Origin of the sequence: Aquimarina megaterium XH134, assembly GCF_000520975.1 — a bacterium.
Taxonomy (GTDB): Bacteria; Bacteroidota; Bacteroidia; order Flavobacteriales; family Flavobacteriaceae; genus Aquimarina; species Aquimarina megaterium.
Window position 1 is genome coordinate 136,133 of record NZ_JACB01000031.1, and the last position, 15,244, is coordinate 151,376.

The 15,244-nt window shown below is 34.5% G+C and carries 13 protein-coding genes; 4 read left to right on the forward strand and 9 right to left on the reverse strand.

The genetic code is table 11. The features are described from left to right. Nucleotides 1-98: 98 nt before the first annotated feature. Entirely contained in the window at nucleotides 99-605 is a 507-nt protein-coding gene (locus Z053_RS0116095) for a hypothetical protein (protein WP_025666021.1), read from the reverse strand. Between the two features lie 45 nt (nucleotides 606-650). On the opposite strand from Z053_RS0116095, the gene Z053_RS31580 reads away from it, so the two are divergent. After that, nucleotides 651-812, forward strand: a complete 162-nt coding sequence (locus tag Z053_RS31580) for a hypothetical protein (RefSeq protein WP_160170111.1) — start codon at nucleotides 651-653, stop codon at nucleotides 810-812. Between the two features lie 51 nt (nucleotides 813-863). Here the strand turns inward: Z053_RS31580 and Z053_RS28745 are convergent, their stop codons facing one another. From Z053_RS28745 to Z053_RS0116140, 8 genes are all read right to left on the reverse strand, one after another. Further along, complete coding sequence (locus tag Z053_RS28745) at nucleotides 864-2,171, reverse strand: NHL domain-containing protein (protein WP_025666022.1); 1,308 nt, start codon at nucleotides 2,169-2,171, stop codon at nucleotides 864-866. Nucleotides 2,172-2,182: 11 nt separating this feature from the next. Continuing rightward, nucleotides 2,183-3,499, reverse strand: coding sequence for an NHL domain-containing protein (locus tag Z053_RS0116110; RefSeq protein ID WP_025666023.1), 1,317 nt, complete (start codon nucleotides 3,497-3,499; stop codon nucleotides 2,183-2,185). Between the two features lie 278 nt (nucleotides 3,500-3,777). Beyond that, nucleotides 3,778-4,377: an autotransporter outer membrane beta-barrel domain-containing protein gene (locus Z053_RS0116115; RefSeq protein ID WP_025666024.1), complete on the reverse strand. Its 600-nt coding sequence runs from the start codon at nucleotides 4,375-4,377 to the stop codon at nucleotides 3,778-3,780. A 12-nt stretch (nucleotides 4,378-4,389) separates the two neighbouring features. Then, complete coding sequence (locus Z053_RS0116120; protein ID WP_025666025.1) at nucleotides 4,390-5,076, reverse strand: TapB family protein; 687 nt, start codon at nucleotides 5,074-5,076, stop codon at nucleotides 4,390-4,392. A 52-nt stretch (nucleotides 5,077-5,128) separates the two neighbouring features. Beyond that, nucleotides 5,129-6,382 carry a hypothetical protein gene (locus tag Z053_RS0116125; protein ID WP_025666026.1) on the reverse strand — a complete coding sequence of 418 codons (1,254 nt, stop codon included), beginning with the start codon at nucleotides 6,380-6,382 and terminating at the stop codon, nucleotides 5,129-5,131. Nucleotides 6,383-6,392: 10 nt separating this feature from the next. Continuing rightward, on the reverse strand, nucleotides 6,393-7,646 hold the full coding sequence (locus tag Z053_RS0116130) for an OmpA family protein (protein WP_025666027.1): 1,254 nt from the start codon (nucleotides 7,644-7,646) through the stop codon (nucleotides 6,393-6,395). A 32-nt stretch (nucleotides 7,647-7,678) separates the two neighbouring features. Next, on the reverse strand, nucleotides 7,679-8,026 hold the full coding sequence (locus Z053_RS0116135; protein WP_025666028.1) for a hypothetical protein: 348 nt from the start codon (nucleotides 8,024-8,026) through the stop codon (nucleotides 7,679-7,681). A 75-nt stretch (nucleotides 8,027-8,101) separates the two neighbouring features. After that, nucleotides 8,102-9,124, reverse strand: a complete 1,023-nt coding sequence (locus Z053_RS0116140) for a Kelch repeat-containing protein (RefSeq protein ID WP_025666029.1) — start codon at nucleotides 9,122-9,124, stop codon at nucleotides 8,102-8,104. 596 nt (nucleotides 9,125-9,720) lie between these two features. Here Z053_RS0116140 and Z053_RS30260 point away from each other — a divergent pair. The 3 genes from Z053_RS30260 (at nucleotide 9,721) to Z053_RS0116165 (ending at nucleotide 15,149) form a co-directional block, all read left to right on the forward strand. Further along, on the forward strand, nucleotides 9,721-12,750 hold the full coding sequence (locus Z053_RS30260; protein WP_025666030.1) for a response regulator: 3,030 nt from the start codon (nucleotides 9,721-9,723) through the stop codon (nucleotides 12,748-12,750). A 158-nt stretch (nucleotides 12,751-12,908) separates the two neighbouring features. Further along, nucleotides 12,909-13,775 carry a hydroxymethylglutaryl-CoA lyase gene (locus Z053_RS0116160; RefSeq protein ID WP_025666031.1) on the forward strand — a complete coding sequence of 289 codons (867 nt, stop codon included), beginning with the start codon at nucleotides 12,909-12,911 and terminating at the stop codon, nucleotides 13,773-13,775. Between the two features lie 153 nt (nucleotides 13,776-13,928). Continuing rightward, nucleotides 13,929-15,149 carry a DUF4856 domain-containing protein gene (locus tag Z053_RS0116165; protein WP_035096302.1) on the forward strand — a complete coding sequence of 407 codons (1,221 nt, stop codon included), beginning with the start codon at nucleotides 13,929-13,931 and terminating at the stop codon, nucleotides 15,147-15,149. Nucleotides 15,150-15,244 lie beyond the last annotated feature (95 nt).

Consider the following 15,244-nt stretch of genomic DNA (forward strand, 5'->3'; position numbering starts at 1 on the left):
GGAGGTAAAAAAACCAAGACTCATGCCTTGGTTCTTTAGATAGGTAATGGAGTTAATGGGGTAAGTCATAATACGTTGCTACTTGATAATAGCAGTTCTTAGTTGCCAAAGTGTTTCATCACAGCATAGTAATCATTGATATCAACTCCTTCTGCTTTTAGTTTGGGTAGGATATCAACCTGCTTACCGTTTATGTTTGTCGATGCTATGATTACTATTCTTAGTTCTTCAAGTTGCCCGGCAGTAACAGAAAATGTGGTAGTTTCATTTTGTATAAAAAAATTCATAGAGTAGTTTCCCAACGATATAAAGGTTCTGATATCTATCCCTAATGGGGTTTTAGTAGTTGGTATAGGGTATAAATTAGTACTTCCGTTAAATTTTAGATATCCCAAAATCGCATCATTATCAAGTACTACCTGTGATAATTCTGGTATAGATTGATCGTGAAATGTCCCCGATACTGTAGAAAGATCATATGTAAAAGATCGAAGTGGACCAACGGGCCCAATCGCGCCATCTTCTCCATTGCAACAGCAGCTATATGTAAAAAGAATAGTAAACACTAAAAGAATTGACTTTAGTTTTGATTTTTTTGTTTTCATGATGTAAAGTTTTAGTGATATATTTAATTAAGAATCCAAACAGAATTGTTTGTTAGACCTGGTGAAGAACCACCAGCTACGGCATATAGTTTTCCATGTAATGATGCGAAAACATATTTTAGTCCTGTGGTGATGGGGATTCGGTTTGTGGCTAACCCCGCTGCTCCTAGCGTGTCATGGATCGTTCCCGGTATACCTCTTGGCTAGTGGCGTCAAAGCTTGTCTCGTCCTAAAAAATAATTACATGTTGTTCTTATTTTATTCTTGCGTGATTTTTCGAATTTTATCATTGCTGGAATCGGAAACATAAAGATGATTATTGGTATCTATTGTAACATCAAATGGAGAATCAAATTGAGCAGATACTGCTGTGCCATCTGCAAAACCAGGGGTACTTCCTACCAGAGTAGTTACTACTCCTTGAGGTGTGATTTTTCTTATCTTGTCATTCCCGGCATCAGCAACATAGATAACTCCAGCTGTATCGACAATAATGCCTGTAGGGGAGTTAAATTGGGCCGCGGTACCATTGCCGTCAGCAAAACCAGAGGTGTTACCAGCGAAGGTACTCACTACTCCTTGAGGTGTGATTTTTCGTACTTTATCATTACCCCGTTCTACTATATATAGAGTATCATTTTTATCTATTGCAATACCTGTAGGGAAATTAAATTGAGCCATACTACCAGTTCCATCTGCATAACCTGTAGTACTACCTGCTATGGTACTTACTACTCCTTGTGGTGTTATTTTTCTTATTTTATCGTTCCCAGAATCGGCAACAAATATATTTCCTAAAGCATCTGTTACAAGACCATAAGGAAAATTAAACTGAGCCATAGTACCAGTCCCATCTGCAAAACCAGGAGCACTTCCTGCAATAGTACTTACTACTCCCTGAGGTGTGATTTTTCTTATGGCGTGGTTCCAGGTATCGGCCACATATAGATTGCCACCAGTATCTATTGCAATATTCGTAGGGAAATTAAATTGAGCCATACTACCGGTTCCATCTGCATTGCCTCGAGTATTACCAGCTAGGGTACTTACTACTCCTTGAGCTGTGATCTTTCTAATTTTATGGTTAGCTATGTCTACAACATATAGATTACCGTCTGTATCTACTGTAATACCTGCGGGATTATCAAATTGGGCAGCGTTACCTGCTCCATCTGCATAACCTTGAGTACTACCTGCTATAGTGCTTACATTTACTTCGGTAACAGTATAAGTAAATTCTGGGCCGGTAAGTGTTGTGCCATTTACAGAAAGGGTTACCGGGCCTGTAAATGCTCTGGCGGGTACAATTGCCCTAATTTGGTTATTATTTACTGATTGTGTAGTACCTTCTTTTTCATTAAAAAATACGTGTACCTTACTGATATCTTCACCAAAATTATTGCCGTTGATGGTGACAATAGTAGTTTTTGGCCCACTGATAGGGCTTATATTACTTAGAGTTGCTATTGGTGGTACTACTACTGGTGTATTGCCATTATCATCACTACTACAACTTGCTAGCACTAGTACCAGCAATATAACTATACTGTTTTTTATTGTTTTCATGTGTTCTTACTTTATTCTTGTGTTATTTTTCTTATTTTGTGATTACTATTATCTGCCACATATAGAGTGCCGCCTGTATCTATTGTAATCCTGTATGGGTAAGTAAATTGTGCCGTAGTACCTGTACCGTCTGCAAAGCCTTCTGTACTTCCTGCCAGAATGCTAACGACTCCTTCTGGTGTTATTTTTCTTATTTTGTGATTTTCAGTATCCGCCACATATAGATTACTATCTGTGTCTATTGTAATACCTAGGGGAAAACTAAACTGAGCTATAGTGCCAATGCCGTCTGCAAAACCTAGAGTGCTTCCTGCTATGGTGCTAACTACCCCTTGCGGTGTTATTTTTCTTATTTTATGGTTTTCATAATCTGTCACATACAGATTACTATCTATGTCTATTGTAATACCTAGAGGATAGCTAAACTTGGCCATAGTACCAGTGCCATCTGCAAAACCTTCAGTGTTACCAGCCAAGGTACTTACCACCCCTTCTGGTGTTATTTTTCTTATTTTATGATTGTAAGAGTCAGCTATGTATATATTATTATCTGTGTCTATTGCAATACCATAAGGTCTATTAAACTGGGCAACACTGCCTTGGCCATCTGCAAATCCTGAGGAGCTGCCTGCCAGTGTGCTTACCACTCCTTGCGGTGTTATTTTTCTTATTTTGTGATTTCCAGTATCTGTTACATATAATGTGCCGTCTGTGTCTATTGCAATCCCTGTAGGAAAAGTAAATTGCGCGGTAGTACCACTGCCATCTGCAAAGCCTTCTGTACTTCCTGCTAGGGTGCTAACGACCCCTTGCGGTGTTATTTTTCTTATTCTGTGATTATTATTATCCGCCACATATAGGGTACCGCCTGTATCTATTGTAATCCCGTTAGGTCTACTAAACTGCGCCATGGTGCCGGTGCCGTCTACAAATCCTTGAGTACTACCAGCTATAGTACTTACATGTACCTCGGTAATGATATAAGAAAATTCTGGACCGGTAAGTGTTGTGCCATTTACAGAAAGGGTTACCAAGCCTGTAAATGCTCTGGCGGGCACAATTGCCTTAATTTGAGTATTACTTACCGATTGTACAGTACCTCCTTTATCATTAAAAAATACCTGTACTTTACTGATATCTTTGCCAAAATTATTACCATTAATGGTGACAATGGTGGTTTTTGGCCCACTGGTAGGGCTTATGTTGCTTAGGGTTGCGATGGGTAACGTAGGGGGAGGTGTGGTATTACCATTATCATCACTGCTACAACTACAATTTGCCAGTAGTAGTACTAGCAATATAACTATACTATTTTTTATTGTTTTCATCTGTTCTTACTTTATTGTTTTTAAAATTTTAATCTATGTTAGTATAGGTTAGCGTTGTATTAGGTATATAGATTACTATCAATTTTATTTTTAGGCGTACCTTTTTTTATTGGTAATGTTGTTCATAGGGATAATATGAAATCAATATGTCACACTGAGCTTGTCGAAGTGGTTCCAAATTTGTGTTTTTAAATGTCTTCGACAGGCCTGTTCTGAGTTTATCGAAGAGCTCTGATTGACAACTGAAAACTTAACTAAACAAACATTAATAATTTGGGTTAAAAGAAAGCAGAAATACCAATCCCCAGAAAAATAGAAGACAGGCTTTCTTTGTAACCAGATGGTGCATTATTGGGATTAATATCTTCCCAGGAATAGCTTACACTGGGTTCGATGGCAACATGACTTCCAAGAAAAAAAGCATAGCCAGCCCCAACTCTAAAACCAAAAATATTTGATTTTATATCTGTTGAACCAAGTAATCCTCCATCAGTAGTTGTTTTAGAGCTTCCTATTCCGATAAGACCTTCGAAATAGATGTTGTTTTGCAGGTAATAACGGGCAAAAGGCCCAATACCAAAACCATTAGTAGTCGTTTCTATATCTCCAAAATCAGAATCTTGCTTTTCTTTGTTTGTATTAATGCCTAATTCGAGACCCACGGCAAGATTATCAATTACAAAATATCCAACTTTTGGCGTTATTCTGGTGGTAAATGCGGTTGCTTTGTCATCATTTCTTTTTCGAGTGGTGAAATAAACATTGACACTTCCGTTAGCAATAAAACTCCCCTTTGTTTTTGCGTCAAATCCAGAGTCTTGTGCCTGGGATGAAACTATAAAAATGAATGATACGATTAATGTGGCTACTTTTTTCATAATGAATTAATTTTAGTTAATTTGATATAAGATGCTTTTTGTGATTAGTTTTCCGTTTGCTTTGCGTGTTTCTTCTTTTACCATACCGACACCTTCTGCAATCCATTGTTTAGAATATTGTGTCGTGGTCATTCCCATAGTTAACTCGTTGGTATAGGTAATTACATAGCAATCAAAAGTCCCTGCAGGGGTAGTAACTTGTTCTTTTGCAATTACTTTTCTGTTTAGCATATTGGTGGTCATATTTATGTTCATGATTCCTGCATTTACAGACATATGTACAGATGCATTGGGTAATTCCTGGCCAATGGCTAAGCTATTAGGGAAAGAGATGTCATCTCCCGTAATACTATATTCCATGTCATTATATTGATCAAGTATGCCAGGGGCAATAAAAGACTCGGGATCTAAACGGGTCGTCTTTCCCGAACAACGGGCTTTAAATGATGAGGTGATAATTGATTTTTTGTTCTTGCCGTCTTTTAGATTCATGGCAATAGTAATAACACTGTGATTAGCTGTGTTTTTTACATCGGTTACCTTAAATTCGGTTATGGTAGAAAGACGTTCCTTTTTATCATATTGATGGATAATTAGTTTTTTACCTTCCTCGCTAGCATAAAACTTACTACAATTGTTGTTTTGAGCAGAAACCGATGTGAGTATCAGTATTGCAATTAAAAAAGCTATATGTTTCATAGATTATTATATTAATCGTTACTTCGTTTTTTTGATACGTGTCATGATGGTTTTATGGATTAAACCGAATTGAAATAGATTCTCCATTTTGCTCCTCCAGTTCATAGGTTCTATCAATTGCATCTTTTATATAATCTGCATAATTGAAATCATTAGATAAATTGATCAAATCCACAGAATTCTCTTCGAAACGAGAGGTGTCTTCAAAATAATTAGTATAATCAGAAAGACTTTCTGGTAGTTGTGGTAGTGTTATTTTATTTGCACCATTATTCGGGATTGTAATGTGCCATGAAAGGTTTTTGGCAGCGGGATTTATAATTTCTGTTCTAATATTAGTACATAAATAAATGCCAGATGGTTGTACTTGGAGACTGTTTGATGTTGAGGTGTATGAAAAATTCCAATCAGGTTTTGTAACGGATACTATTTCAGGAAAAACATTAGTTTTAATTGCTTTGCTATGGTGTACATTATTAGGGTATGATGCTTCATAATATGTTAAGTAGTACTCAAAACCTTCTGTGATTTTCAAATATTGCGAAAAGTCACCTTCGAGATTAACAGATCTGTTGGTATCATAAATAGCATAAAGATCGGTACGACTTCCATCTGAAGTATCATTTACAGTTATAGTGCTTGTAGGTACGATGTTAAAATCTGCAAAACTTAACGTTCTATTTTCAATTTCTTTATAGTTATCAATCCATGTATATCCGTAAACTTCAGGATCTACATCATTTGGCTTATACCTTATTTTTAGAAGAATTTTATCACCAGAACCTTCTTTATTATATTCATAAGTTTTGGTAGGAGCACTGGTTAGAGGATCGACTCCATCTGTACTAGTTCTGCTTTTTAGTCCATAAACAAAAAGCCTGATACGTGTAGCTCCGGTTAAGTTTAGCGTAAATTTTATGCTACCATTTCTAGTGGGGTGGCGATTAGGAGCAATTGCACTACTACCTACAGGTACGTCTTTGATAGTGATTAGACCTTTATAACTATCTGTTTCTAAAAGGGTAGTAAGCATAAAACTATTTGAGGTATATCCTTTTGCAGTTAACGTGTAAACTCCTGGTACTTTATTAGTTTCTACAGTAGCTAAAATCTCTCCTTCTGCATTGTTGGCTATAAACATATTAGGTACACTGTTTACGCTAAGATTAGAATAATCAAATGTTGCTAATATGATTTCTTGATTAAGGTCTATTCCGGGGCCGTTATCATCGTTAGAGCAAGACAAGAATATGGCAATCGATAGCGATAATAAAAATGTATATAAAATAGATTTTGATGTTTTCATTTTCTAAGATTTAGATTTTAATAAATTCTACTCTTCGGTTTTTTGCTTTTCCGGCTTTTGAAGTATTATCTGCTATTGGGTTTGCTTCTCCTTTTCCTTCGATTTGAACTCTGCTAAACCGGATATCATGTTGCTCTACAAGAATCATCTTAACAGCTTTTGCACGTTGTTCAGATAGTTTTCTATTGCTTTCTGCATTCCCATCAGAATCTGTATGGCCTATGATTTTTATTTTCATATCGGGTAGACTTTGCAAAGCCATAGCCACTTCTTTTATGATGGTTTCGGATCCTCCTGTGATGGTTGAGGATCCTGTTTTAAAAAGGATGGCATTGGTAGATAAACGTCCTTCTGTAATAAGTTTACTTCGATTATCCTGACCACTCTTGGCTATTTTGATATTAGATATGTATACCTCGTCTTTATCGCTTGCATCTCGTAATCCTTTGGTGTATATTTTAAATACATTTGCTTTTTGGGGAACTAATCTTGGAACATCTACGATTTTATTTTCATTAAGCCATACTCGCATTCGGGTCTTGTTGACAGCGATAGCTATATGAGATATTCCTTGTATTGCAGTACGATAATCTTTACCTATCTTATTTCGGATCTGGCGTTGCCCATTTGTTACTTTTTCTACAACACCGGGAGATTCTATAAACTGGCAGGGAGATAACTCTGCCATACACCAGTTTTTGGATCGCTGAAAACCAGTGTTGTCTTCGAGTAGAAGTTTAATCCAGGCCTGAGAACTGGTTTTTTTATCTAAGCCCTGAGTTAGAAGATCAAATTCTATGGTGTAATTTTCAGGAAGTGACTCTTTAATTGTTGGGACATACTTAGAGTTACCTCCTAAACGCAACCATTTTTTGCCATCAATCTTTACGATTTCACCAGAGCCATTGGTGTCCCATTTGGCAGGAAAATCTCCTTGTTGATCATTTACAAAATCATCCTCAAATACGACAATATTTCCTGATGTAAAATCAGAAGCACGATTGATTTCATAACTTTTAGAGCTTCCGATAATTACTCCTCCTTTTTTCTTCTTCTTTTTTCTTTTCTTTTTCTTTTTCTTTCCTTCAAAAATATCATCAAGACCTTTGTTGGTCTTTTTTTCTGTTTCTCGCTCTACACGTTTTTCAATAGTACGTTTTGCTGCTTCTTCTGCTTTTTTACCCAGCCTTTCTAATAATTGAGCATTGCTTGTTGTGATACTACATAGTGCAACAAGAATGCAAAGTGTTTTTGTAGTTTTCATCGATTTGTGTTTTATTTCCCCCCTAATTATTTTTACTGATGCTTTTTGGCTTCTATTATTTTTTTCTCGATTGCAGAACCCAAAGAATCTTTTTGTTTTTGAGTAAGTTCTTTAGCTTGTAAATAATACATGTTCTTATACTCTAGTTTTTGCTCTGCAGGGATATCCATTTTTTCAAGTAGTTCTAAGAAATTTATTGTTTTCCCATTTGATTTTCCATCCAGATTTTCTCCAAATACACCAGATAATAAGTTGGTTTGCATATCTAAAAGATTATCTTTTTTTACAGTTTTTTTTCTTGTTTTACTAGTATCTATACTTTGTGCATTTGCCCATTGTGCGATAAAAAGTGCTATAATTATGAGTTGTATGGGTTTCATGATTTCTAAATTTTAATTCTGTCATTTACTTCGCTAATAATGATGAAATGTATTTTGTTTATATAAGAACAGTTCTTAATCTTCTTTAATACTGCTTATTTCACCATTTCTATGTGTACCACCTGTGCCATCACTACGATTACTTCCAAAAATCCATATCTCATCGTTAAATAATAATGCGGTGTGGCTGTTGATACCATCTGTTCCTGGTCTGTCTCCTTCATATCTGGTCCAGGTAATCATATCTGATGAATACCATATTTCGTTGTTAAACTCGGTAAGATTATCTTTACCACCTATAACCCATACTTTATTGTTGTAAACTGTTGCAGAATGCGCATTTCTTTCAGAAAACAGCGTAGTGGGACTAACTTCTGCCCACGAACTACCATCGGTACTGGTCCATATTTCGTTTACTTTGTTACTGGCTATATCTTCTCCTCCCAGTAAATACATTGCATCATTAAAAACGACACCTTTTTGTCCTCCTCTTCCGGGGAAAGCATTATTGGTTTCTTGTATCCAGTCTATACCATTTGTTGTAGACCATACTTCGGTTTGGTTAGTTGTATGATTACCTTTTGTTACATACATTTTGCTGTTATATACGATAGTTTCGTGAGCTGGTAAATCTCCAAAAGGAGGTGATAATTCACTCCAGGAAACCCCATCGGCAGAATGCCATATATTGGTATATGGAGCATCTGTAATGTCTTTACCACCGATAAGCCAAAGTTGATCATTAAACGTAGTTAATGTAGCTCCCGAACGAAAAGATGTAAAACTGGCTGGAGTACTACTAGAAAGGGGAACGGTAGCCCAATTAACACCATTACTACTGGACCAAAGGAAATGAGATCCAGAGCTACCATATGCATTATAACCTCCGGCAGCATAAATTTTTCCATCAAAAATTGCCATTGCAACTCCTGCAAATTCACCCATTTGATCTTCTTCGGTCTGTACTGTAAATCTTAAGGAAAGTTCTCCTCCTCCTTCTCCTCGTATAGGAGTAGTATTGTCATCATCTAAGTCACATGAAAAATGAGCGACTGTAAGGATAGTTAATAATATTACATTGAAAATTTTTGTTTTCATTTTTTTTACTTTTAGAGTTTTACACCTTTATATCATTACGCAACGAATATTGTTACCCTTGTTGATCTCTTACTTTTTGAATTTTACTTCCTTAATGATTTTGTTTTTATGTGTGATTTTTAATGTATAGGTTCCGTTTTCTAAATGGTTTATATTTAGATATATACTATTTGTAGGAGAATGATTGAGGTGCCCTTTATAAATCTTTCTTTTTTTATTCATGCCTGCATATCGATCAATGAATCAGACTTTGTTTTTAGACTTGATGAGTGTAAAGCTAGAATATGTAAAAGAGGATCTGTATAAGGTATGTAACAAAGACTATGAATCATGTAACATTAAGAGAATAGGGGAGTTACCCCTTTTGTTAGGGGTGTTTTTTGAAATATAAATAGCCTACTTCTTTTGGTTTTCTTTCTAAAAATGAAATAAACTTTTTGTACTTTAACAGATAGCAATTCTATAAATTATGTAACAATATTGGTTACATATGGTATAATGATGCTAATCAAAATAATGTATCATTGTAATTTTGATTATAACTGTTTGTATAACTTAAATTTATCTTTAGTATCAAAAATTTCTCATACATTTTTTTGTTATTTCTTACCTCTTCTTACTTATGTTGGACACAGGAACCTGTAGTAAATTCGACAAAGGTTTTATTTGAAGAAATAATTATCACTTCTGATGATGGGCTTCAGGCATGGGAAAATATTGATGTATTTTATGAAGATGAAGAAGGGATTATTTGGTCGCTTATAGAAGATGGTTTATATCGGTATAATGGGCATTCTGCTGTAAATGTGACTAGTTTTTTATCTCGTTTTCATAATCTGGATGTTGGAAATCAGGCTGGAACGAGATTTTTGATTGATAATGATATTATTTGGTATGGAGAACGTAAAGGATTGTATAAAATAAATCTAAAAAAACGTACTTCAGAAAAAATATTTTTAGAAGAACCGTTACACTTTCCTAATTGGCGAAATTTCATTTTACAATTGAAATCAACAGCTGATACATTATACGTAGGTACTTCTAATGGGATCTATATCGTAGACAAAAAATCGAATACTGTTTTAAAGAAGTATTTAACCAACGGGATTGATATTCGACATCGCAATAGTTCGCACGCTGTAGAATCTTTTTTTGTTGATACAGAAAATAATATCATTTGGGCTGCATTACCAGATGGTTTTTATAAAATTAACATCAAAAATGACCATATAGAACAGTACCAGATTAAAGATGCTCCTTATATCTATCCTCATAATTTTCATGATATTATACGCTATGATAACGTGTTTTTAATGCCTACTCATGGTTTAGGTATGGTAGAGTTTAATACAGAGACCAAACAATTTTTACGTTTTGAGACTAAAGTACATGAAAAATGGGATCGAGCAGATAATGTTATTCGATCTGCAGTTCCTTTGAACGATAGTATTTTGTTGGTTAATGTAGTTAATTTAGGAAATGCACTTTACAATAGGCATGCAAAAAAATATGAGTGGTTGGAAACACCAGAGCCTATGAAAGATGGTGTTTTCTTAAACTTAGATAGAAGTGGGTTTGTATGGGGGTCTAAACGAGGAAGAATATTTCGTTCTACCCGACCTGTGGTTAAAGTCAATCAGAGCTTTAAACATAGCATTGATATAAGTAGTTTTGTCGCCAATAATGTCTTAAAAAGCAGACCTTCTATCGATGGTTATTCTACTATAGATCTTAAAGAAGGAGAACGAAATGTAGTATTGGATTTTTCTATTTCGAAGCCTTATGTGTTAGACTCTATACTATATAAATATAGATTAAATACGGGAAAATGGATTCCTGTAAAAACACAAAATGTACTAAGCCTTTTTGATCTAACTGCTGGTAAAAAGAATTTGGCTATACAAGCACTTGATAAGGATGAAAATGTATTAGCGGCACGAGAAATAGCATTTACCATCCATCAACCTTTTTATCAATCTATATATTTTATTGGTAGTTGTATTCTTTTTCTTTTGATAGCAATATATTTATTGGGAAGATATAGTGCCTATAGAAAAACTGCTAAAAAATTACAAGAACTGGATAAAGCAAAATCTAAATTCTTTGCTAATATTTCACATGAATTTCGTACACCTCTTACCCTAATTTCGGGACCTATTCAACAGCAACTTAAAAAAGAAAAACTTGACCCGATAGAACGTGCCAATTTTGAAATGGCACAACGCAATTCAGTTAAGTTACTCTCTCTTGTAGACCAGCTGTTAGATCTGTCAAAAATAGAAACTGGAAATTTAAAACTTAAAGTCAATCAACAAGATGTAATTTCTTTTATAGGAAGCATAGCCGATAGTTTTACGTATTTGGCTACAGAAAAGAATATTAACTATCTAACATATATGAATAAAACCCAAACTATAACATGGTTTGATAAGGATATAGTAGAAAAGGTAGTTGTAAATCTGGTATCTAATGCTATAAAGTATACACCAAACCAGGGATCTATAGTCTGTAATACTATGGTAAAAGAAAATGAATTACATTTTGTAATAAAAAATACAGGAAAAGGACTTACCAAAGAAGAAGAAATCATGGTTTTTGAACGATTTTATCAGATTAACGAAAACAAAGAAGGAATTGGTATTGGTTTGGCTTTGGTAAAGGAATTGGTCTCATTGCATAAAGGAACTATACGTGTAGAAAGCATTCCTAATGAATGGACGATCTTCACTGTAACAATACCTATCGCTAAAAAATCGTTTTCTAAACAAGAATTTATAGATGATTCTATTGCTATTTCCAGAAAAGAAACAGGTAATTCTGCTAGTGAATATAAAGAAGAACAAGCTGTAGAAGCTGATAAAACAAATGAAAATTTGCCCATTTTGCTCATTGTAGATGATAACGATGATATTCGAAGTTATGTAGAACATATATTTACAAAACGTTATACCATCGTAAAAGCCAAAAATGGAAAGGAAGGAATTGAACAAGCCATAGTACATATCCCAGATATTATTATTAGTGATATTATGATGCCAGTAGAAGATGGTGTTGAGTTATGTAATACATTAAAAAGTGATGAACGTACCAGTCATATCCCTATTATTCTATTAACTGCAAAAGCAGGAGATGAAAACAAATTAGAAGGGATAAAGACAGGTGCAGATGATTATATCACTAAACCATTTCACGAAGGGGTACTAAAAGAACGTATTAAAAAACTGATAGAAGTTCGTAAAAAATTACAATCGCGATATAGCCAAGAAGTTATTTTAAGACCAAAAGATGTAGCTATAACCTCTGTAGAAGAGCAATTTTTAAATCGTATGCAAAAGGTATTGGACGAAAATTTAGTAGAATCTTCTTTTTCGATTGAATTGTTTAGTCAGGCATTAGGTATGAGTCGTATGCAACTGCACAGAAAGTTAAAGGCACTAACAGGGTTGTCTGCTTCAGAATTTATTCGTTCTCAACGCCTAAAGTTAGCGGCACAATTACTTAAAAAATCTAATATTAATGTATCTCAAGTAGGGTATAGTGTTGGTTTTAATGATCATGCATATTTTAGTAAGTGTTTTAAAGAAATGTATCATTGTACACCTAATGAATACAGTAAGAAAAAATAAATACAATACGTTTTCTTTTATGAAATCCTTTTTTACATAGTTTTTGTAAAATGAGAAAATCAGATGAGGTTTCTAATCGTGTCGAAACGCTTTAGATTTTAAAAAATAATCATACTTTTATACACACAATTGAATATTTCTTAGTTTGCTACTCTAAAATGACCGAAAACGTAAAAATTATTGAATGCCCTCGAGATGCTATGCAGGGTATAAAAGAATTCATTCCTACCGAAAAAAAAGTTCAGTATATTCAGTCATTGTTACGGTGTGGTTTTGATACTATAGATTTTGGGAGTTTTGTTTCACCAAAAGCAATACCGCAAATGGTAGATACCGCAGAGGTTTTGTCTCAATTGGATCTTTCTGATACCAGAAGCAAATTGTTGGCAATTATTGCTAATGTACGTGGTGCTAATGATGCAGTACAGCATAAAGCAATCGATTATTTGGGATACCCTTTCTCGATTTCAGAAAATTTCCAGATGAGAAATACACATAAAACTATTGCAGAATCTGTAGCTACATTACAAGAAATATTACACATCGCAGATAAAGCAAATAAAGAAGTAGTGGCTTATCTTTCTATGGGATTTGGTAATCCTTATGGAGATCCATGGAGTGTAGAAATAGTAGGAGAGTGGACCGAGAAATTAAGCAAGATGGGAGTGAAGATTCTTTCATTATCAGATACTGTTGGTACTTCTACACCAGAAATTATTGATTACTTGTTTTCGAATTTAATTCCAGCTTATCCAGAAATTGAATTTGGAGCGCATTTACATACTACACCAACAACCTGGTTTGAGAAAGTAGATTCTGCATATAAAGCAGGATGCAGAAGGTTTGATGGAGCTATTCAAGGGTTTGGAGGATGCCCAATGGCAAAAGACGAATTAACAGGTAATATGCCTACCGAGCGTATGATCTCATATTTTACAACAGTACATGCCGAAACAAATATCAGAACGCTAAGTTTTGAATCTTCACATAACGAGGCTACCAAAATATTTTCTATGTACCATTGAGTGTTAATGGTTTTAAAATCAATAGAATAACCCCATGATTTCTTTAAGACTTAAATTTAATTTAGATTTAGAATAAATAAACTTTGTCATGTTCATTTTGATGAATATATTTGCGAACTCATAAGTTATTGATATTAAGTCTAAATAAAAGAAATGAAAATTAAAAATTTGCTAAAAATCGTATGTATATCTGGGGCCTTTATTTTAGGGTCTTGTTCTTCAGATGATGATTCTACTACAGAGGTGGCGGCGCCACCAACCTATGTTTTTGAACGTAATAATGAAAGCTCTGTAAGTTTTGGTGGTCAAACTACGCGTATTGCAATGGCCGAAGAAATTGTAAGTAAATTAAAAGATAATACAAGTACCGAAGCTATTTTGGATGCAATGTTTGCTCATGTAGAAGGAGCAAATGATTTTTTGGATGCTAGTCTAAATGCGTCTGATAAAAGTGTAAGAAGTAAAACGGCTGCATCAAGAGATTATTTTTCTGATAACGCAACAGATGCTGCAGCTATAAAGGATAAATTTGATAGTTGGATAAAAAGCCAGGTAGATGATGTTTTTCCTAGTTGGACAACAGATGCTTCGGCTGGTGTAGCAGGAGTTCTTCAAGAAGCAGGAGGAGGTTCTAAAAGATATGTTAATGCAAAAGGGTTAGAATTAAACCAAGCATTTGCTAAGAGTTTGATAGGTGCTTTAATGACTGATCAGGCTTTAAATAACTATTTAGGAACTTTAGTTCTGGATGAAGCTTCTAATGTAGCAAATAATGATAATGGAGTAGTAGCAGAAGGTAAGCCTTATACTACCATGGAACACAAATGGGATGAAGCCTACGGTTATCTATATGGAGCTTCTCAAGATAAAACAGATCCGAATAAAACTATAGGTCAAGACGATAGTTTTTTAAATAAATATATAGGAAGAGTAGAAGGAGATTCTGATTTTGCAGGTATTGCAAAAGAAATATTTGATGCATTTAAGTTAGGTCGAGCGGCTATTGTTGCAAAGAGATACGATGTACGTGATGCGCAAGCAGCAATTATTAGAGAAAAAATATCACAAGTTATCGCAATAAGAGCAGTATATTATTTACAACAAGGAAAAAATGCATTAGAGGCTTCTACTGTAGATTATGCTAGTGCATTTCATGATCTGTCTGAAGGATTTGGATTTGTATATAGTCTACAATTTACAAGAAAACCACAAGGTAATGTTCCTTATTTAACAAGAACCGAGGTTCAAGGACTAATAGATCAGTTAATGGGAGGTACCAACGGATTTTGGGATGTAACTCCGGCAACTTTGCAATCAATTTCAGAAACTATTGCAAGTAAATTTAGTTTTACCGTAGCACAAGCTGGTAGCTAGAATAATAAACAATTCATAAAGTTTAAAAAAAGAGGTTGGAAATTATAACATTTCCAACCTCTTTTTTTACATTTGCAAAAATTTATTAAGAATAA

Bases quoted from the DNA above. Each gene is read 5' to 3' on its own strand.
- Z053_RS0116135 (WP_025666028.1), bottom strand. From the start codon at position 8,026: ATGAAACCCATACAACTCATAATTATAGCACTTTTTATCGCACAATGG.
- Z053_RS28745 (WP_025666022.1), bottom strand. From the start codon at position 2,171: ATGAAAACAATAAAAAACAGTATAGTTATATTGCTGGTACTAGTGCTA.
- Z053_RS0116140 (WP_025666029.1), bottom strand. From the start codon at position 9,124: ATGAAAACAAAAATTTTCAATGTAATATTATTAACTATCCTTACAGTC.
- Z053_RS0116165 (WP_035096302.1), top strand. From the start codon at position 13,929: ATGAAAATTAAAAATTTGCTAAAAATCGTATGTATATCTGGGGCCTTT.
- Z053_RS0116110 (WP_025666023.1), bottom strand. From the start codon at position 3,499: ATGAAAACAATAAAAAATAGTATAGTTATATTGCTAGTACTACTACTG.
- Z053_RS0116160 (WP_025666031.1), top strand. From the start codon at position 12,909: ATGACCGAAAACGTAAAAATTATTGAATGCCCTCGAGATGCTATGCAG.
- Z053_RS0116125 (WP_025666026.1), bottom strand. From the start codon at position 6,382: ATGAAAACATCAAAATCTATTTTATATACATTTTTATTATCGCTATCG.
- Z053_RS0116095 (WP_025666021.1), bottom strand. From the start codon at position 605: ATGAAAACAAAAAAATCAAAACTAAAGTCAATTCTTTTAGTGTTTACT.
- Z053_RS0116120 (WP_025666025.1), bottom strand. From the start codon at position 5,076: ATGAAACATATAGCTTTTTTAATTGCAATACTGATACTCACATCGGTT.
- Z053_RS0116130 (WP_025666027.1), bottom strand. From the start codon at position 7,646: ATGAAAACTACAAAAACACTTTGCATTCTTGTTGCACTATGTAGTATC.
- Z053_RS0116115 (WP_025666024.1), bottom strand. From the start codon at position 4,377: ATGAAAAAAGTAGCCACATTAATCGTATCATTCATTTTTATAGTTTCA.